This is a genomic window from Micromonospora citrea (assembly GCF_049629545.1).
Taxonomy (GTDB): domain Bacteria; phylum Actinomycetota; class Actinomycetes; order Mycobacteriales; family Micromonosporaceae; genus Micromonospora; species Micromonospora citrea_A.
Genome location: NZ_JBNADX010000006.1, coordinates 20879 through 39738, shown reverse-complemented (window position 1 = coordinate 39738; position 18860 = coordinate 20879). Strand labels below are relative to the sequence as shown.

The 18860-nt window shown below is 70.0% G+C and carries 13 protein-coding genes and 1 pseudogene; 5 read left to right on the top strand and 9 right to left on the bottom strand.

Annotated elements, in window-relative coordinates; translation table 11 throughout:
• Positions 1-78 precede the first annotated feature (78 nt).
• Positions 79-1032, bottom strand: coding sequence for a TerC family protein (locus ACPFP2_RS09500; RefSeq protein ID WP_424088091.1), 954 nt, complete (start codon positions 1030-1032; stop codon positions 79-81).
• Positions 1033-1252: 220 nt separating this feature from the next.
• The gene (locus ACPFP2_RS09495) at positions 1253-1804 is read right to left on the bottom strand and encodes a DUF5872 domain-containing protein (protein WP_424088089.1); all 552 of its coding nucleotides are present in this window, start codon (positions 1802-1804) and stop codon (positions 1253-1255) included.
• Between the two features lie 136 nt (positions 1805-1940).
• Between ACPFP2_RS09495 and ACPFP2_RS09490 the strand changes: the two genes are divergently transcribed.
• From ACPFP2_RS09490 to ACPFP2_RS09480, 3 genes and pseudogenes are all read left to right on the top strand, one after another.
• Positions 1941-2879, top strand: a complete 939-nt coding sequence (locus ACPFP2_RS09490) for an ABC transporter ATP-binding protein (RefSeq protein WP_424088087.1) — start codon at positions 1941-1943, stop codon at positions 2877-2879.
• On the top strand, positions 2869-4515 hold the full coding sequence (locus ACPFP2_RS09485) for an ABC transporter permease (RefSeq protein WP_424088085.1): 1647 nt from the start codon (positions 2869-2871) through the stop codon (positions 4513-4515). The genes ACPFP2_RS09490 and ACPFP2_RS09485 overlap by 11 nt, the downstream gene beginning before the upstream one ends.
• 29 nt (positions 4516-4544) lie before the next feature.
• Positions 4545-5271: pseudogene (locus ACPFP2_RS09480) on the top strand (IS3 family transposase); the annotation flags it as partial.
• A gap of 386 nt (positions 5272-5657) precedes the next feature.
• Here the strand turns inward: ACPFP2_RS09480 and ACPFP2_RS09475 are convergent.
• Positions 5658-5879, bottom strand: a complete 222-nt coding sequence (locus ACPFP2_RS09475) for a hypothetical protein (RefSeq protein ID WP_424088083.1) — start codon at positions 5877-5879, stop codon at positions 5658-5660.
• A 276-nt stretch (positions 5880-6155) separates the two neighbouring features.
• Here ACPFP2_RS09475 and ACPFP2_RS09470 point away from each other — a divergent pair, with 276 nt between their 5' ends.
• On the top strand, positions 6156-8537 hold the full coding sequence (locus tag ACPFP2_RS09470) for an FG-GAP repeat domain-containing protein (protein ID WP_424088081.1): 2382 nt from the start codon (positions 6156-6158) through the stop codon (positions 8535-8537).
• Positions 8538-8893: 356 nt separating this feature from the next.
• Here ACPFP2_RS09470 and ACPFP2_RS09465 read toward each other — a convergent pair whose 3' ends face one another.
• Genes ACPFP2_RS09465 through ACPFP2_RS09455 form a run of 3 tightly spaced genes read right to left on the bottom strand, consistent with a single transcriptional unit; the run spans position 8894 to position 12278 of the window.
• Positions 8894-10393, bottom strand: a complete 1500-nt coding sequence (locus ACPFP2_RS09465) for an acyl-CoA carboxylase subunit beta (protein WP_424088079.1) — start codon at positions 10391-10393, stop codon at positions 8894-8896.
• A complete protein-coding gene (locus ACPFP2_RS09460) occupies positions 10390-11067 on the bottom strand; it encodes a TetR/AcrR family transcriptional regulator (RefSeq protein WP_424088077.1) in 678 nt (225 codons plus the stop codon). The genes ACPFP2_RS09465 and ACPFP2_RS09460 overlap by 4 nt, the downstream gene beginning before the upstream one ends.
• Positions 11064-12278, bottom strand: coding sequence for an acyl-CoA dehydrogenase family protein (locus ACPFP2_RS09455; protein ID WP_424088076.1), 1215 nt, complete (start codon positions 12276-12278; stop codon positions 11064-11066). The genes ACPFP2_RS09460 and ACPFP2_RS09455 overlap by 4 nt, the downstream gene beginning before the upstream one ends.
• Before the next feature lie 122 nt (positions 12279-12400).
• On the opposite strand from ACPFP2_RS09455, the gene ACPFP2_RS09450 reads away from it, so the two are divergent.
• Positions 12401-13153: an SDR family NAD(P)-dependent oxidoreductase gene (locus tag ACPFP2_RS09450; protein WP_424088236.1), complete on the top strand. Its 753-nt coding sequence runs from the start codon at positions 12401-12403 to the stop codon at positions 13151-13153.
• Positions 13154-13311: 158 nt separating this feature from the next.
• On the opposite strand, the gene ACPFP2_RS09445 is transcribed toward ACPFP2_RS09450, so the two are convergent.
• The 3 genes from ACPFP2_RS09445 to ACPFP2_RS09435 form a co-directional block, all read right to left on the bottom strand.
• Entirely contained in the window at positions 13312-14676 is a 1365-nt protein-coding gene (locus ACPFP2_RS09445; RefSeq protein WP_424088074.1) for a cellulase family glycosylhydrolase, read from the bottom strand.
• A 205-nt stretch (positions 14677-14881) separates the two neighbouring features.
• Positions 14882-15907, bottom strand: a complete 1026-nt coding sequence (locus ACPFP2_RS09440; RefSeq protein ID WP_424088072.1) for a LacI family DNA-binding transcriptional regulator — start codon at positions 15905-15907, stop codon at positions 14882-14884.
• A gap of 289 nt (positions 15908-16196) precedes the next feature.
• Positions 16197-18761: a glycosyl hydrolase family 18 protein gene (locus ACPFP2_RS09435; protein WP_424088070.1), complete on the bottom strand. Its 2565-nt coding sequence runs from the start codon at positions 18759-18761 to the stop codon at positions 16197-16199.
• Positions 18762-18860 lie beyond the last annotated feature (99 nt).

Below are 18860 nucleotides of genomic sequence, written 5' to 3'. Positions count from 1 at the left end.
GCACGCGTCGGATCGACGGGTAACCATGCGTGAGGACTCGATGAGCCGGGCCTCGTCAGGGAGGCGTCGGCGATCCGGTCAGGTGTCGGCGGGGGTGCGGGCGTCGGTGTGCGCCGGGGTGCCGCGGGTGGCGGCGAGGCTCCACCCGATCGAGACGGCCAGGGTGGCGACGATGACGCCGAGGGTGAGCGGGATGGGCAACTTGCCCACCGGGGTCTCGGAGAGGATGAGTTTCACGCCGGCGAAGGCGAGCAGGAACGCCAGTCCGTAGTGCAGGTGCACGAAGCGGCGCAGCAGCCCGGCGAGGCAGAAGTAGAGGCTGCGCAGGCCGAGCACGGCGAAGGCGTTGGCGGTCCAGACGATGAAGGTGCTGGTGGTGATCGCGAGGATCGCGGCGACGGAGTCGACGGCGAAGATCAGGTCGGTGGCCTCGACGGCGATGAGCACGACGAACAGCAGGGTCGCGACACGTCTGCCGTCGAGGCGGGTGAAGAACCTGTCGCCGTGGTAGCGGGCGTCGGTGGGGACGACCCGGCGGACGAGGCGGACGATGATGTTGCGGTCCGGGTGCATCTCCGCGTCGTGCTTGAACGCCATCTTCCAGCCGGTCCAGACGAGGAAGACGCCGAAGACGTAGGCGGTCCAGAAGAACGTTTCGAGGAGTTCCGCGCCGACGAAGATGAACACCAGCCGGAAGACCAGGGCGCCGATGACGCCCCAGAAGAGCACCTTGTGCTGGTAGGCGGCGGGCACCGCGAAGTAGCTGAAGACGAGCGCGAAGACGAATACGTTGTCGACGGAGAGCGCCTTCTCGATGAGGTAGCCGGCGTAGTAGGCGCCGGCGGCCTCGTCGCCCTGCCACAGCCAGAGCAGGACGCCGAAGGCCAGGCCGGCGGCGATCCAGATCGCCGACCAGGCGGCGGCCTCACGGAAGCCGATGACGTGGTTGTCGCGGTGCAGGAACAGATCGATCGCCAGCATCGCGGCGATCGCGGCGGTCAGGGCCAGCCAGGCCCACCACGGTACGGACATCGAGGACATCTCGTTCCCTTCGACCGGGCCGGCGCGCGGCGCCGGCGTGCGGGTCGAAGGTCTCCCCGGACCGCCGGTGCGGCGGCCCGCGCGGCCGGGACCCGGGTGGGTCCGTACTGACGGCCGCGCGTCCGGTGGCGGGTACTCCCCCTCGAACTACGATTCATTATTCACGAAGCGAAGTTCGTTTGTCTAGGGCCTTCGTGCCCCGGGGGATCGGTCAGCGCCGGGCGAGCTCCGACTCCAGCCGCCGGATCAGCGTCTTGCGGGCCTTGCCCTCCCGCTCGCGCTTCAGCGCCGCCCTGAGCTGACGCGTGTCCAGGTCGCCGACCAGCTTCGTCGCCTCGGTGACCGGCAGCTCCGACAGCCGTACGGCGGCCGTGGCGTCCCGGCGCGCGCCTCTGGCCGGCCCGGTGTTGGCGACGTACTGCCGGCCGGAGCGCGACTCCCTCCGCTTCTTGGCGTCGGTGGCGCGCCGCTGTTCGGGGGAGAGCTCCTGCCATGCCTGCTTGGGCAGGTAACGACCGGTCTCGCCCCCGCGCCGCGCCCGCGTATCGCCCTGACTGGTCTGCCAGTCCTCCTCACCCCAGCGTTGCAGGGACTTCTGCCGCTCGTCCTTGGGCCCCTCGAAGCCCCCGCCGTGCCGCTTGTACTCCTGGGTGAGCAGCTGCGACTTGCGCGCCGACCACTGCCCCGGCCTGCCGCCCCGGTCGGAGGCCTTGATCTCTTCCTTGAGCTGCTCCCTGAGCTCGGGTTTCGTGTACCGCGCCATGCCCGGCAAGTACCCGACGCGCACCGGCGCATGCGTCCGCGCCGGCCCGCGTCGACGCGCCCGTCCCGACCACCGGCACGTCCCTGAGGGCCCATCGGCACTGTCCGCCGCCCGGCGCCGATGCCACGGTGAGAGCATGAGGGCGATCGAGGTCCGCCACCTGACCCGGGGCTACGGAGGCGTACGGGCGGTGGACGACGTCAGCTTCACCGTCGACGAGGGCGAGGTCTTCGCCCTGCTCGGGCCGAACGGGGCCGGGAAGACCACCACCGTGGAGATCCTCGAGGGCTACCGCCGCCGCGACGCCGGGCAGGTGCGGGTGCTGGGCTTCGACCCGGCCACCGGCGGCCGGGCCTACCGCGAGCGGATCGGCATCGTGCTGCAGTCCGCCGGGTTCGAGGAGGAGTTCAGCGTCCGCGAACTCGTCCGGTTGCAGGCCTCGCTCTACCCCCGCCGGCACGACACCGACGAGCTGATCACGCTGGTCGGGCTCGCCGACAAGCGCGACACCCGGGTGAAGGCGCTCTCCGGCGGGCAACGCCGCCGCCTCGATCTGGCCCTCGGCCTCGCCGGTGCGCCCGACCTGCTCTTCCTCGACGAGCCGACGACCGGCTTCGACCCGGCCGCCCGGCACCGCGCCTGGGAGCTGATCGCCCGGCTGCGCCAGTTGGGCACGACGATCCTGCTCACCACCCACTACCTCGAGGAGGCCGAGCGGCTCGCCGACCGAGTGGCGATCCTGCGCGCCGGCCGGCTGGTCACCGTCGGCAGCCCCGACCAGCTGCGCGACGCCGCGCGGCTGCCCAGCCTGATCACGTTCCGGCTGCCCGACGCGGTGGCCGCCGCCGAGCTGCCCGCCCTGACCGGCGCGGTCAGCCGCGCCGACGGCGGGCTGCGGGTACGCACCCACGACCCGCTGGCCGACACGTACCGGCTCACGGAGTGGGCCCGTGCCCGGCGGCTGGAGCTGTCCGGGCTGAGCGTCGCTCCGCCCACCCTGGAGGACGTCTACCTGAGCCTCACCGGCGAACCCGACGCCGGCGAGGTCGAAGGGGAGGCCGGCCATGATCGTTGAGCTGCCGCGCACCCGACCCGCGCCGGCCGCCCGGGTGAGCGCCGGTCGTCCGATGTGGCGGTTGACCGGGCAGGCCCTGCGTGGGCACCTGCGCCGACCCATGTCGACCTTCTTCGCCCTCGTGTTCCCGCTGAGCTTCCTGGTGGTCGTGCTGGCCATCGTCGGCAACTCCGACACCGGCGACGGGGTGCCGGTCGCGCAGTACCTGGTCAGCCCGTTCGCGGTGTTCGGCGCGGCGCAGGCGGCGTTCTGCCTGCTCGCGGTGGACCTGGCGACGCTGCGCGAGGAGGGGGTCCTGCTGCGCCTGCGCGGCACGCCGGTGCCGGCGTGGGCGGTGCTCGCCGCCCGTACCGGCGCCGCGCTGGTCATCTCGACGGCGTCGCTGGTGCTGCTCACCGCCGTCGGTGTCGCCGGGTACGGCGTCGCGCCGGTCTGGGCGAAGACCCCCGCGCTGCTGCTCACCTTCGTCCTCGGCACCGCCTGCTTCGCGGCGCTCGGGCTGGCCGTCGCCGCCCTGACCCGCACCGTGCTCGCCGCGCAGACCCTCACCCAGGGGCTGCTGATCCCGCTGGCCTTCGTCTCGGACGTCTTCATCGTCGGCGCGGACCTGCCCCGCTGGCTCGACCTCGCCGGGTCGGTGCTGCCGCTGAAGCACTTCGCCCGGGCCATGGCCGAGACGTTCACCCCGGGGGCCGGCACCGGGCTGTCTGCCGGACACCTCGGCGTGCTCGCGGCGTGGACCGTGGCCGGCGCGCTGGTCGCCCGGCTGCGCTTCGGCTGGCAACCGCGCGGCGCGCGGCAGGCGGGCCGGGCCGCGCCGGGCGTCGCCGCGACGCCGCACGTCCGGCTCTCCGCGCCGCAGCGCGCCGCCCGCCCGTCACCGGCCGCGCTGGTCACCGGTCAGCTCGGGTACGCCCTGAGCGGGCTGCGCCACGACCTGCTGTCGGTCTTCTTCGCGGTGGTCTTCCCGGTGCTGCTGCTCGTGCTCTTCCCGAGCGTCTTCGGCGACGGTCAGGTGCGCGGCCTCACCCTGGCCCAGTACCTCCTGCCCGGCATGGCCGCCTACGCCGTCGCCGTCACCGGGTGGGTCAACCTGCCCGAACAGGTGGTGGCCGCCCGCGCGAACGGGGTGCTCAAACGGCTGGCCGGCACCCCGTTGCCGCAGCGCTGGTACCTCACCGGCCGGGTCGCCTCCGCGCTGATCGTCTCGGTGGCGACGGCGGTCCTGCTCGGCGCGGTCGCGGTGGCCCTGCTCGACGTACGCCTCGACGCCGGCCGGCTGCCGGCGGCGGTGCTCACGCTGCTGCTCGGGGTGCTCTGCTTCGCCGCGCTCGGCCTGGCGCTGGTGGCGGCCCTGCGCTCGGCGAGGTCGGTCACCGCGATCACCCTCGGGACGCTGCTGCCGCTCAGCTTCGTCTCCGACGTCTTCCCGGTGGGCGACGCCGCGCTGCCCGGCTGGTTGGCGACCGTCGGTGACCTGTTCCCGCTGCGGCACCTGAGCGCGGCGCTGCTGGCGGCGACCCGACCCGGGGTGGACGGCGCCGGGTTCGCCTGGGCGCACCTGGCCGTGCTGGCCACCTGGACGGTCGCCGCGCTGCTGGTGCTGGCCGCCCGCCCGCTCACCTCCCGCGACTGAGAGCCGGCGACTCCGACCGGCCGTACGCGTTGTTCGACGCCCACCGTGATGATCCGGAGTTCGGCTACCGGTTCCTGGTTGACGAGGCTCGTGATGCGGGGCAGCCGATGGCCGACCGCACTGCGTGGCGGATCTGCTCCGGCAACGGCTGGTGGAGCCGCCTTCGGCAAACGCAGACGTCGCGGCAAGGGCGGCAAGGCCGGACCGCCGATGCACGACGACCTGGTCCAACGAGACTTCACCGCCGGCAGCCCGAACCGGCTGTGGCTGGCCGACATCACCGAACACCACACCGGCGAAAGCTCTACCTCTGCGCGATCAAGGACGTCTGGTCCCACCGCATCGTCGGCTACTCCATCGACTCGCGGATGATGTCCCGCCTGGCCGTCGCCGCACTGGACAACGCCGCCACCAGACGCGGTGACCTGGCCGGCTGCATCCTGCACACCGACCGGTTGAACCCGGGCAATTCCGGTCCCGGAAATTCGTCCGAGCCCTGAACCGCCACCGGATGGCCGGATCGATGGGCCGCGTCGGCGCCGCCGGCGACAACGCCGCCATGGAATCCTTCTTCGGACTCCTGCAGAACAACGTCCTCAACCGGCGATCGTGGGCAAGCCGCCAGCAACTCCGGATCGCGATCGTGACCTGGATCGAACGGACCTACCACCGCCGCCGACGACAACGGTCGCTGTCCAGGTGATCCCCGTGGAATTCGAGACCATCATGACCCCACCGGCCAGTCACGCCGCGTGACTATCCTGTCACCTGCCGGTGCAGCAGACCCATCAGAGCGCCCGAGCTGATTCCGTAAGCGAAGAGTCGCCAAGCACTGGCGTCACCGCACTCCCGGCGTCCACTCGCCGAAACGGATTTGACCCCAGCGCGAGATCCGAGCGCACCAATGAGTCGGCACACTCCTGCGCCTGCTCACAGCGCCAGCCCGTCAGCTGTTCAGCGCCCGAGCAGGCCCCGCCGCCAAGTCTCACCGGACGACTCAATAGCCATCCGGCATGACAACAAGCCCCGCTCCATCAAGATTGAACCTGGCGCATTTCGTTGCCTGCGATCCCGGCAAGCACTACCTAACTCTTGATGTTGCCATCAGCACCGTCGCTCAGCTCACCCGACCCATCCGTACTTCAAGATCTGGTGTACTCACGCAGGATGGCAGCCAGTGCGTGTAGCGCCCAGAAAACAATGGAGCCAGACATCAAGATAACGGCCATCGCATTCAGAGGAAACTTCATGCCAAGTAAGCCGTAGTCCAAATTGCCGGCACAGATAAATAGAATCACGCCGATTAGCGCCATGCCGAACGCGATGCCCCGCAGGGGGTAGCTAGTCCCGTGTTTCTTGTCCATGGACAGTCCCTCTCTCCCGTGCTTGTCATGCCATCTAGAGTCGTTTACGTCAATCTTTATGCTTTTGTCCAGGTATGTCCTTACGTGCTTCACTCAGCCCTCGTGTCTGCTACGGTCAGCCCCACTCAACAAGCAGGAGGACACGGGGTGCGTCGCACATTACCAAGCGTCATTGCAGGGTCACTTCTCCTATGGGGGCTCATAGTACCAATCGGTGCATCGCCAGCGCAGGCGGCGTCTGTCGAATGCGTCCGACAGGGCGACAATGCCCGCAAGGTGATTAGCGAAAAGTCTCTCGGCGACGCCTCGGCTTCCCTGCGCGCGAACGGCGCAGACGAAGCCGATGTTGACGAGCTGTTCGTAAAGGAATTCTGCCTCGTTCCACTTGGCAGGAGCGAGAGCAAATCCGACGCCACGTCGTCAAAGTCGTCAATTGTCGCGCTCGATGACGACGGCGGCGTCGGAGCCTCGGACGTCCGGTGGTCCACCAGTTTGTGGTACGAACCCACAAACGGCCGCTACTACGCCCTGGGCGAATGGACGTGGCTCAATCATGACTACGCCGCAGACGCGTGGAGAGGTTGTATCAATAGAAGCCTAGGCGGACCAGACGCCATTGGAATGGCCCTCAGCGGCGGGGAGTATGAGGTCTACTCGGATTCCTCCCAGCTTTGGTTCTGGGGCGATCCAGGACTCAATGATATGCGGGACAACTACGGCATTGGCTCCATCACGAGCCCTTCTGGCACAACTGATGCCAACCAGTATGGCATCGCATACCAACGACAGGACCACACGCGTGCCCTGAGCGCGTCCTGCGACAACGATGTTGATTTTGACATGTACGGCGGCCAGATCATGATGTCGTTCACCAGGTTGGCCGACAGTTGCAGCCGGACCCAGGTCTTTGTCAAAAACGGACACAGTTGGGGATCAACGGCAATCAACGGCGTCAGCGTCGGCCCCTTCAGCGTGGGCATCTCGTGGACGAGTTCGGACAGCAGGCACGAATGGCAACACGGCGGCGTGTCTGCGAATGTTTGTGGATCCGGCTCTAGCGGTGGAGGCGGAGGTGACGGCGAAACCGGGGGCGGCGACAGTGGCGGCGGTGGGGGAACCCTCCCACCGGTCCGCGGTGATTTTGACGGCGACCGTAAAGCAGACATCATCGCCCGACACGCGCAGACCAAGGATCTCCGGCTCTACGCTGGTAACGGCAGCGGTTCCTTCGTGTCCGGCACCGGCGGCACCATCGGCAACAATTGGGGCAACTTCGACATCGTCTTCTCTCCGGGAGACTTCAGTGGCGACGGGAAGCCTGACATCCTCGCCCGTCATGCCACTACCAAAGACCTGCACCTCTACGCAGGCGATGGAAGTGGTGGATTTAGATCAGCGACCGGAGGGATGATTAGCAACAACTGGGGCAACTTCGACATCATCTTTTCTCCGGGAGACTTCAGTGGCGACGGGAAGCCTGACATCCTCGCCCGTCATGCCACTACCAAAGACCTGCACCTCTACGCAGGCGACGGTAACCGTGGCTTCAAATCCGGCACCGGCGGCACGGTTAGCAACAACTGGGGAAACTTCAACGTCGTCTTCTCTCCAGGAGACTTCGACGGCGATGGCAAGGCTGACATCATCGCCCGCCACGCTGGCACCGCCGATCTTCACCTCTATGCCGGCAATGGCGCGGGCGGCTTCAAATCCGGCACCGGTGGCGCATTCAGTAACGACTGGCGCAACTTCGATATGATCTTTTCTCCGGGAGATTTCACCGGCGACGGCAAGGCCGACGTCGTCGCCCGCCAGGCCACCACTCGAAACCTGCATCTCTACGCCGGAAACGGTGCCGGTGGCTTCAATTCCGGCACCGGTGGCGCATTCAGCAACGACTGGAGCAACTTCGACATCATCGCCGGTAGCGCGGATCCGTCACGGGGGGCGGTATCGGTTTACGGTGTCCTCAGCGACGGACGGCTGACCTACTCCAAGATTGAGTCCGGCACCGGTGACCGATTCGGCTCGGTAATTTCTACGGCTAAGCTTGGATTCACGCCGAAAGCCATGGCCACGCTAAACTTCAATACTCTCCTGATCACCTCGACGGGTAGCCAGCTGTACCGCGTGGACATCATCACCAACAACTCGTCTCTGACTTTCAATACCCCTGTCCTCGTCGGTGCGAGCGGGTGGACCCACGACCGCCTGGCCTACGACGGTAACGGCTCACTTTTTGGCGTCGCATCCGGCACCCTGCTGCGGTACACGATAACCGCCGTCAAACCCACTGCCGGCAACATCATTAATGGCACTACCATCGGTGGCGGCTTTACCCTCCTGACCCTGGCCACCACCGGACCTGGTTGGATCCTCGGCACCAACAGCGAGGGGAAGCTGCTCTCTTACAAGATCCACGGAGCGGGAAGTTGGACGCCTTACACCCTCAGGACCGGCTGGGGCGCCTTCGTTCAACTAACCTCTCCGGGCGGAGGCTTCTACTACGGCCGCAACAGCAGCGGAGGGCTCTACCGCTACCTCGACGCGAATCCCTTCGATGGCAACGGCACCGACATCCGGTATTACGGGGACGATCCCGTCGATACCGGTGGATGGACTCAAATCCTGTTGTCCGCACAGCCCTTCGGCACCTGACTGCCTCCCGTGTAGCCAGCTCACACCTCACAGCAGGCTGACGCGCGAGAGGGCTACCAGGACTGGTCTGAGGTGACCTGACCCCGGGGGGCTGCGTAGAGCTACGCAGCCCCCCGGCAACACGCAGCCGACATGCGCTCGGGAGTGCCCCGACCCTGACTCGCTCGCACCGCTGCCTCGCCAGCCCGCGACACTGCTGCGCTCGCTAGCGCGGCGGAGTGCCGTCCTCTGCCGTCGTCCAACCATTCGGTCCGGTGCGTGATGTACGAGTCGACTCCTGCGTCGCGGCGCGGGGCGAGCGGGCCTGCGGGTCCCGCGCAGGAGGCCATAAACCTGTCGGAGTCGGTTCGCGGCGGTCAGAACAGCGCGGCGAGCAGCCGGTCCCGGGTCTGCGCGGGGTCGATGACGTCGTCGAGTTCGAAGCTCGCCGCGGCCGACAGTGCCCGCCCGCGTTCGTAGGCGAGGGCGACCAGCTCGTCGTGGCGGCGTTCGCGCGCGGCGTCGTCGGTGATGGCGGCCAGTTCCCGGCGGTGCGCCAGGCGTACCGCGCCCTCCAGGCCCATCGCGCCGACCTCACCGGTCGGCCAGGCGAGGGTGAGGCGGGTGGTGTGGAAGCTGCCGCCGGCCATCGCCATGGCGCCGAGCCCGTACGCCTTGCGCAGCACCACGGTCACCAGCGGGGTGCGCAGCGACGCGCCGGCGGCGAACAGGTCGCCCACGGCGCGGACCAGCCCGCTGCGCTCGGCGTCCGGGCCGACCATGATGCCGGGGGTGTCGCAGAGGCTGACCACGGGCAGGTCCATCCGCCCGCACAGCCGCAGGAACCGGGTGGCCTTGCCGGCGGCGGTGGCGTCGATGGCCCCGGCCCGGTGCAGCGGGTTGTTGGCGAGTACGCCCACCGGACGTCCGCCGAGCCGGGCCAGCGCCGTCACCAGGGACCGGCCGTGCCGCTCCCGCAGCTCCAGCACGGAGTCGAGGTCGAACAGCAGCCGCAGCACGGCCCGTACGTCGTAGGCGCGACGCCGGTTCTCCGGCAGGACGTCGCGCAGCCGCCGCTGGTCGGCGTGCCGTGCCTCGGTGGGTTCGCCGTCGGTCAGGCCGAGCACGGTGCGGGCCAGGCGCACCGCGTCGGCGTCGTCGGTCGCGGGCAGGTCGACGGTGCCACTGGCCAGGTGCACGTCGAGCGGTCCGACGTCCTGCGGGGCGACGACGCCGAGCCCGGCCGCCTCCACCATGGCCGGTCCGCCCATGCCGATGCTGGCGCCGGCGACCCCGACGGTGACGTCGCACATGCCCAGCAGCGCCGCGTTCCCGGCGAAGCACCAGCCGGCCGCGATCCCGATCCGCAGCGACGGCAGCCGGGCCAGTGACGCGAAGGTGGTCAGCTCCAGGCCCGCCACGGTCGGGTGGTCGGTGTCGCTGGGTCGGCCACCACCACCCTCGGCGAAGACGACGACCGGCAGCCCCTCGCGCGCGGCGACGTCGAGCAGCCGGTCGGTCTTGCGGTGACCGGTGACGCCCTGGGTGCCGGCGAGGACGGTGTAGTCGTACGCCACCGCGCCGACGCGCCGGCCGGCGACCCGGCCCACGCCGACGACGACGCCGTCGGCGGGAGTCGCCTCGGCGAGGTCCGCGAGCAGCCGGCGGGACCGCTGGGCGGCCACCGCCAGGCCGCCGTACTCCAGCCAGGTGCCGTCGTCGACCAGGTCCGCGAGATTCTCCCGTACGGTGCGCCGGCCCACCGCGTGCCGCTTCGCCGTCGCCTCGGCGCGGACGTCGTCGCGCAACCCGGCCTGCCGCCGCAGGACCTCACCCAGCTCGGGCCGGACAGGGTCGGCGGTCGGCTCCCGGCTCATGCGCTCGACCGGGACCGGTCACCGGCCGAGCCGGTGGGCGTGGGGGAGCCGGCCGGCTCGGGTGGCCGCAGGCCGCCGACGAAGAGCGCGACGAGCTGGTGGCCGACCTCGGTGAAGGTCAGCGGCCCGTCCGGGTGGAACCACGTGTGCGTGTTGCCCAGGGCGCTGAGGAAGGTGTGGGTGATCACCGTGGCGGAGACGTCGGTGCGGACCGCGCCGGCGCGCTGCCCTTCGAGCACCAGGTCGCGGAACAGGTCGTGGTAGCGGCGGCGCTCCCGGCGGGTGGCGTCGGCGTGCTCCCCGTCGATCAGGTGCGCCGAACGGGCCCAGACGGTCAGCTCGTTGACGTGCGCGGCGGTGTGCGCGACGACGTCCACGGCGGCGGCGCGCAGCCGTTCCCCGACCGGCCCGGGGCCGTCGGCGATCTCGCGCAGCCGCGCGGTCTGCTCCGCGAGCAGCTCCCGGTAGATGCTGGTGAGCAGCTCCGACTTCGATCCGAACCAGTGGTAGAGGGCGCCCTTGGTGACCGCCGCCGCCGCGACGATCTCCTGGACGCTGGTCGCCTCGTAGCCACGCCGGGCGAACAGCTCGGTGGCCGCCGCGACGATGTTGCGCCGGGCCGACCCGCGCGGCGTACGCCGCCGGCTGATCGGCTCGGTATCCGCTGCGGTCACCGCGACTCCATTTGCCGGCGGATCTCGCGCCGGGCCACGTCGCGCACGTGCACCTCGTCCGGCCCGTCGGCGATGCGCAGGGTACGGGCCCCGGCGTACATCGCCGCGAGCGGGAAGTCGTCGGAGACGCCGGCGCCGCCGTGCACCTGGATAGCCCGGTCGAGCACCTCCAGGGCCACCCGGGGAGCGATGACCTTGATGGCGGCGATCTCGGTGCGGGCGTTCTTCGCGCCGTACCGGTCGATCATCCAGGCGGCCTTGAGGGTGAGCAGCCGGGCCTGCTCGATGGCCATCCGTGACTCGGCGATCTGCTGTTGGACCACGCCTTGGCGGGCGAGTTCCTGGCCGAAGGCGACCCGGGTGGTGGCGCGCTGCACGAGCAGGCTCAGCGCGCGTTCGGCCAGGCCGATGGCGCGCATGCAGTGGTGGATGCGGCCGGGGCCGAGCCGGGCCTGGGCGAGGGCGAAGCCGCTGCCCTCCTCGCCGAGCAGGTGCGACGCGGGCACCCGGACGTCGGTGAAGACGACCTCGCCGTGGCCGTGCTGGTCGTGGTAGCCGAAGACGGGCAGCGAGCGCACCACCTGCACGCCGGGGGTGTCCACCGGTACCAGGATCATCGACTGCTGCCGGTGTTTCTCGGCGGACGGGTCGGTCCTGCCCATCACGATCATGATTTGGCAGCGCGGGTCGGCGATGCCGGTGGTCCACCACTTGCGGCCGTTGATCACGTACGAGTCGCCGTCGCGTTCGATGCGGGTGCGGATGTTGGTGGCGTCGCTGGAGGCCACGTCCGGCTCGGTCATCGCGAAGGCGGAGCGGATCTCGCCGTCGAGCAGCGGCCGCAGCCAGCGTTCCTTGTGCTCGGCGGTGCCGAACATGTGCAGGATCTCCATGTTGCCGGTGTCCGGCGCCGCGCAGTTGGTGGCCTCGGGGGCGAGTTCGATCGAGCGGCCCATCAGTTCGGCGAGGGGGGCGTACTCCAGGTTCGTCAGGCCGGAGACGTCGGGCAGGAAGAGGTTCCACAGCCCTCGGCGGCGGGCCTCGGCCTTGAGGTCCTGCACCACGGCGGGCAGGTGGTGGCGGCTTCCGGCGGCCGCGAGTTCGGCGCGCTGCGCCGCGTAGACCGGTTCGGCCGGGTAGACGTGCTCGTCCATGAACTCCTGGAGCCGCTTCAGGTGCTCGGTGGCTCGGGCGGTCGGTTCGAAGTCCATGGCTGTCTCCCCATTGACGCGGCTGTCGGCGGCTCGCTACCGTCGCCGGACGCTGAACATACCGGCTGGTCGGTATGACGTCCAGAGGCACGAAGACCGTGAGGAGCACCAGGGTGAGCGTGATGGACCGGTTCCGGCTCGACGGGAAGGTCGCCGTGGTGACCGGTGCCTCCTCCGGCCTGGGGGTGTCGTTCGCCCGCGCGCTCGCCGAGGCCGGCGCCGACGTCGTGCTCGGCGCCCGCCGCGTCGAGCGACTGCCGCAGACCGGCGCGCTGGTCGAGGCCGCCGGCCGCCGGTACGCCGCCCGCGCCACCGACGTCAGCCGGCCCGAGGACTGCGAGGCGCTCATCGCCACCGCCATCGAGCACTTCGGGCGGGTGGACGTACTGGTCAACAACGCCGGGGTCGGCACGGCCGTGCCCGCCACCCGGGAGACCCCGGAGCAGTTCCGCGCCGTCGTCGACGTCAACCTGATGGGCAGCTACTGGATGGCCCAGGCGTTCGCCCGGGCGGCCACCGGCGGCGGCGCCATCGTCAACATCTCCAGCGTCATCGGCCTGCGCCCCGGCGGCATCCCGCAGGCCGCGTACGCCTCCAGCAAGGCCGGCGTCATCGGCCTGACCCGCGACCTGGCCGCCCAGTGGACCGGGCGCAAGGGCATCCGGGTCAACTGCATCGCCCCCGGCTTCTTCGCCTCCGAGATGAGCGACCAGTTGGAGCCGGGCACCTTCGAGATGGTCAAGACGCTGGCCCCGGCCGGGCGCCTCGGTGAGCACGAGGAACTCGCCGCCACGCTGGTCTGGCTGGCCAGCGACGCCTCGTCGTACGTGACCGGGGCGACGATCCCCGTCGACGGCGGCCTCGTCATGCCGTGACACCCCGGCCGGGGCGGGGTCGCCGCGTCGCGGGTCACCGCAAGGTCGGTGCCCGCTGTGGCAGCCCCGCCCGGATCGTCCGGCCCGACGCGGCGTACCGGTGTCGGACAGGGCGGCGGGAGCGGGCCGTACCGACGGTGTGACCCGCTCCCGTCAGGTCACGTGGCGGTGCAGGTTGGCGTCGGCGCGCCGTTCGTGCCGTTCCACGAGCCGAGGAAGCCGAAGACGGTGCTCGCTCCGGCGCCCAGGCTGCCGTTGTAGCCGACGTTGCGGGCGGTCACGGCGGCGCCGCTGCTGCTGACCGTCGCGTTCCAGCCCTGGGTGACCGTCTGGCCGTTGGCGAAGGTCCACGTCACGGTCCACCCGCTGATCGCCGTGGCGCCGGCCTTCACCTGGACCTCGGCCTGGAAACCGCCCTGCCACTGGCCGACGATCCGGTAGGTGGCGGTGCAACTCCTTCCGGTGGTGGGCGGCGGCGTGGGTGTGGGGGTTGCCGTGGGCGTGGGGGTGGCGGATCCGCTGGGCGACGGGCTCCCGGTCGGGACTGCGCCTCCGTAGACGGTGGCCTCCTTCGCGGTGGCCTTGATGCCGTTGGCGCCGTTGAAGATCCGCTGGCCCCAGGTGGTGAGTCGCGCGGGGTCGAAGTCGAGAGCCATGTCCAGGATCGGATCGCTGTTTCCGCTCCACGACCAGGCCAGGTAGCCCAGGCCCCGAGCCTGGGCTTCGGCCAGGAGCGTCTCGTGGTCCACCTCGCCCGAGTTGAACTGCCAGCCGAACTCGCCGATCACCAACGGCCAGCCGCGGTTCTGAAAGTGGTCAAGGTAGTTGGTGATGGCTGCGGCGCTGTTGAAGACGGAGTACATGTGGATCGACAGGACGGTGTTGCGTCGACTGTCGGCGTCCAGGATCGTCTGGGCGTTGTCGCGCATGACGAACTGCCAGTCCTGGCCCCAGTTCGGCCCGTCCACCATGAGCAGATGCTCGAATCCGTTCGTACGCATCTTCCGGATGGCCGAGGCGGTGGCATCGGTCCACTGGCCGGCGTCGACATTGCCGATCGGCTCGTTGCCGATGTTGATGACGACGCGGCTCTCCTCGCCGACCAGCGCGCTCTTCTGGCTGATCCAGTAGTTGACCGCCTCGTCCAGGGAGGCGGCGGCCCCCTCTTCCCCGTAACCGGTGGTGTCGTGTACCTCCAGCACGCAGATCAACCGGTTCTGCTTGCACAGGGCGATGACGTTGGCGACGTCCGTGGACGGACCCCACCGCTCACCACTGCCCAGAACCACGCGCACCGTGTTGGCGCCGAGCGCCTTGATGTCGGCGAACGCCCTCGTCTGGCCGGTGTACCAGACGTGCGGGTGGTTGACACCGCGCATGACGAACGGCGTGCCGTTTGCCTCGACGATGTTCCGGCCGCTGATGTGCAGGCCGACCGCAGCGTCCGCAGGCCGGACGAACATCAGGACCGACGCGGCGACGGCGAGCAGGGCAGCGCCGACCGCGATGAGTCTTCTGCTCATGATCTACCTCAGGGTTGGGCCCGGCTGATGCCGGGAGCGTGACGCGCCTGCCCTGGCGCACAGCCCGACGGCCGTACGCGACGCGATTGTGACGTTTGTAAACGGTGCTGCGACGAGGCCGGCTCGGGCGCTCGGACGGTGCCCACACGCTATCCGCCGACACCCGATCCGGCAATAGTTGCCCGTCGATGACTGGCCGACCCCCTCAACGACCGCCGGCTGAACCCCCGGCAGGCGGCCCTGTCGAGGAACGAACCACCAATGACGGCTGGAACAACATCTCCCGGTGGGTGTGATCCGGTCGGGATTCGTCCAGCAACAGCTCGGCAGCGGCCCGGCCAAGTCGGTAAGGCGGCTGGTGAACGGTGGTCAGCGCGGGCGCCAGCCGCCGCGCGAACGGCAAGTCGTCGTAACCCACCACGGAGATGTCCTGCGGCACACGCAAGCCCAACGTGTGCAGACCGTCCAGCAGGCCCAGCGCGGCGGTGTCGTTGACACACACCACCGCTGTCGGCGGCATCTCATGGTCCATGAGGTGCTTGGCCGCCTGCGCCGCGGCGTCGAGCAACGGGGGCGGATGCAGGCGCAGTCTGACGTCCACGAAGGACTCCGCCGGGTTCAGACCGGCGTCCACCACCGCCTGCCGTACCCCCTTCCTGCGCGCCAACACGGGACCCGGGTCGACGGTGGCACCCAGAAAGGCGATACGGCGATGACCGAGCGCGATCAGATGCTCGCCCGCCAGTCGACCACCCAGCACGTCGTCCACTGCCACCGCACAAAGGTCCACCGCCCCGCGCGGATGGTCGACGAGGACGACGGGTATGCCGTCACGGCTGAGCCGCAGCAGCGGCTCGGGGTCGTCGTCGATCGGGGAGATGATGATGCCTCGCACGGCCTGCGCCCGCAGCAACGTGAGCAGCCGCAGCTCCCGCGCCCGCCGAAGATCCGTGCTACAGGCGAGGATGACGCAGTCCGCCTCGGCCAGCCGGTCCTCGATCCCCCGGTTCAACTCGGCGTAAAAGGGATTCGCCAGGTCCAGCGTGACGCTCCCGACCACCGGGCTCGGCAGTCCACGCAACTGCCGGGCCGGCCCGTGCGGCACGTAACCCACCGCCTCGATCGCGGCCTGCACTCGGGCCCGGGTCTCCGGCGCGACGATCGACGGACGGCTCAGCACGTTCGCGACCGTGGAGACCGAGACACCCGCGGCCTGGGCCACCTCCCGCATGCCGCCACGGCCGTCAGACCCGCGTGCCGGCACTCCGGCTCACTCCGTTCACGGGTTCAGACACATCGAGGTCCACCTCGCGAATCTACTGCCGGGACCGCGCAGGCGTGCAAACCGTTCCCGCTCCTCCAGCGTCCGCAGGTCGTCACCGACACGCCAGGGCAGATCGGCCCCTCTCGACACCACCGCGCGCCCGCACCTGCCCGGAGACGTACCGGGCGTCCGTACCGCGGTGGCGGATGAGGGCTCGGGGCGGGTCGCGGACCGTCCGCGACCCGCCCGGAGGTGGTCAGCAGGGCCCGTTGTCGGTCCAGACGTTCTGGCTGTTGGCCCCCGGCACGTCGCCCTGGGTCCACCAGCGCGCCGTCCACCGGTGCCTGTCGTGGGAGACCACCGCCCCGCCGGAGTACGCGGTCGTCGCCGACCAGGCCGGCGCGGTGCACGCCCCGCCGGTCGGTGAGGGGCTGACCGTGGGGGAGACGGTCGGCGAGGCGGTCGGGGAGGTGGTCGGCGAGGCGGTCGGTGACGGCGCGGCGCAGGCGCCCTCGTCGGCCCAGACGGCGGCGCTGCCGGGCGTCTCACCCTGCGTCCACCACTTCGCGCTCCAGGTGTGCCCGGCGTACGACACCCGCGCCCCGCCGGAGTAGGCGGTGCCGGCCGCCCAGGCGGGCGCGGTGCACGTGCCGCCGCCCGGAGAGCCGGAGCTGCTCGGGCTCGGCGTCACCGCCACGCCGCCCCGGGTGAAGTCGCTGGCCAGGGCGTAGGTCTGGCCGCCGAAGGCGAGGGTGAAGTTGGCCGGGCCGGAGATCGGCAGTTGGTAGTTCAGCGTCACCTCGGCGGACGACCCGGGGGCGATGGCGGCCGGTACGGTGAGGCGTACCCGGTGGTGCACACCCTTGAGCCCGCCCGCGTTGCCGCCGGTGTGTCCGGTGGAGACCGTGGTCAGCGCCCAGCCGGACTGCTGGGTGAGCGTCGGGGTGGTGGTCGGGTAGTCGAACTCCAGTTGCGCCCCGGCTGGGATCGGGCTGCCGCTGTTGTTGGTCAGCCGTAGCTCCGGGTTGATCGGGTAGTTGCTGTCGCCGAGGGCGAAGCCGCCCATAGTCGCGTTCACGGCGATCGTCCGGGTGGGCAGCGCGGTGGTGGCGCGCCGCGCGCCGTACGCGGGGGCGGTGGTGAACCTGTCGTGCAGCAGGCTGGTCAGGGTGTCGCCGATGCCGTACTGGCCCTTGGCGGTGTCGTAGCCGTAGTCACCGGCGAGTTCCCAGATCATCACCCCGCCGATGCCCTTGTCCACCACGTAGTCCGCCTTCGCGGCGAGGGACTGTTCGTCCTCGGTGGAGAGGAAGACGTTCTTCTGCGCGTTCCACAGCCACGGTGCGACCAGCGCGGAGGAGTAGTTGCGGGTGTAGCTGCCGGCGATCCGGTCGGCGGGGTCGGTGGCCGGGGTCAGCCCGTACGCGGACAGGTAGTCGCCGGTGATGCCGCGCTCCAGGTTCTTGGCGTGCCACATCGGGTTCGCGCCGGCGGGCACCTCCTTGCCGGCGTCGTCCAGGTCGTGCCACAGGTTGTCGATGCCGACCGCGCCGTTGCCGCACGGGGTGGTGGAGCCGATCGAGGCGCCGGTGCCGGGCGGGCACTTGGTCTGGTCGGGCAGGGCGGCGCGGCCCCACAGCCCGTTGGTGCCGCCGGTGACGCCCTGCCAGCCGCGCGTGTAGTAGGGCACGCCGATGTTGATCCGCCCGCTGGGCATGGCCCCGCGGAAGTAGTGGTACGCCCAGTCGGTGTTGAGGTAGCCGATGTTGCCGTACGCCCCGTACACCCCGCCGGCGGCCAGTTCGGCGTCGTCGCCGTTGTCGTACAGGGCGGCGTTGGGGCCGACGAAGTGGTTCCAGGAGCCGTGCAGGTCGTACGACATGATGTTGACGTAGTCGAGGTACTGCAACGCCTGGTGCGACTCCATCCCGCGCAGCAGCCAGCCGGAGGCGGGCGCGGCCACGGTGAGCAGGTAGTGCTTGCCGTCCGTGGCGGCGGCCGCGTCGAGCTTCTCCCGCAGGGTGCGCATCAGCACCTGGTAGGAGGCGTTGAGTCCGGCGCGCTTGGCGTCTGCCTGGGCGAAGTCCAGCGGGTTGCCGGCCTTGTTGTTCGAGGTGGGGTACTCGTAGTCGATGTCGACGCCGTCGAGGCCGTAGGTGCGCAGGAAGGTGACCACGGAGTCGGCGAAGGTGGTGATGCCGGCGGTGTTGACCGTGTTGCTGCCGGTCGTGGTCATCCGGTAGAAGCCGCCGGCGTCGACGCGGGTGCCGTCGTCGGCGAAGTAGCCGCCGGTCTCGGCCCATCCGCCGACGCTGATCAGCGTACGGACGTTCGGGTGCCGCTTCTTGTACTTGTTGAGCAGGTTGAAGTGTCCGGTGTAGGCGTACTGCGGGTCCATCTCCGCGCCGGCCACGCCGGGCCAGGTCATGTTGGTGGCCGGGTTGTTCGCCGCCTTCGGGTCACCGACGGAGATCTTGTTGGCGGCGTCGACGTGGGCGAACGCGTAGTTGACGTGGGTGACCTTGTCCCACGGGATCTGGTGGGCCAGGTAGGCCGGTGCGCCGTTGCGGCCGGTGCGCCAGCTGGTGAAGTAGCCGATGACCCGCCGGGAGTGGTCGTTGCCCAGCTTCTCCCGGCCCTCGGTGTCGTAGACGGTGCAGTAGGGCGCTGCCACGCCCGGGGTGCGGTACAGCCCGTCGGGCCGGCACGCCTCGTCGTCGGCGACGGCGGAGTGCGCGGCGGGGGCCGCGACCAGCGCCGTCGCCGCGGCCAGCAGCCCCACGACGGCGCTGCCGAGCCACTGGTAGGTCCGTGTGCGCAACGCGCCCACCTCCAACTCTTAACAAACTTAACTATTAAGGTTGGTGAATGTATACCCGCCCGCCGCTCCGGACGCAAGGGCGGACCGAGACGCGATCCA

Bases quoted from the DNA above. Each gene is read 5' to 3' on its own strand.
- ACPFP2_RS09500 (WP_424088091.1), bottom strand. From the start codon at position 1,032: ATGTCCGTACCGTGGTGGGCCTGGCTGGCCCTGACCGCCGCGATCGCC.
- ACPFP2_RS09495 (WP_424088089.1), bottom strand. From the start codon at position 1,804: ATGGCGCGGTACACGAAACCCGAGCTCAGGGAGCAGCTCAAGGAAGAG.
- ACPFP2_RS09490 (WP_424088087.1), top strand. From the start codon at position 1,941: ATGAGGGCGATCGAGGTCCGCCACCTGACCCGGGGCTACGGAGGCGTA.
- ACPFP2_RS09485 (WP_424088085.1), top strand. From the start codon at position 2,869: ATGATCGTTGAGCTGCCGCGCACCCGACCCGCGCCGGCCGCCCGGGTG.
- ACPFP2_RS09475 (WP_424088083.1), bottom strand. From the start codon at position 5,879: ATGGACAAGAAACACGGGACTAGCTACCCCCTGCGGGGCATCGCGTTC.
- ACPFP2_RS09465 (WP_424088079.1), bottom strand. From the start codon at position 10,393: ATGAGCCGGGAGCCGACCGCCGACCCTGTCCGGCCCGAGCTGGGTGAG.
- ACPFP2_RS09455 (WP_424088076.1), bottom strand. From the start codon at position 12,278: ATGGACTTCGAACCGACCGCCCGAGCCACCGAGCACCTGAAGCGGCTC.
- ACPFP2_RS09450 (WP_424088236.1), top strand. From the start codon at position 12,401: ATGGACCGGTTCCGGCTCGACGGGAAGGTCGCCGTGGTGACCGGTGCC.
- ACPFP2_RS09445 (WP_424088074.1), bottom strand. From the start codon at position 14,676: ATGAGCAGAAGACTCATCGCGGTCGGCGCTGCCCTGCTCGCCGTCGCC.
- ACPFP2_RS09440 (WP_424088072.1), bottom strand. From the start codon at position 15,907: ATGCGGGAGGTGGCCCAGGCCGCGGGTGTCTCGGTCTCCACGGTCGCG.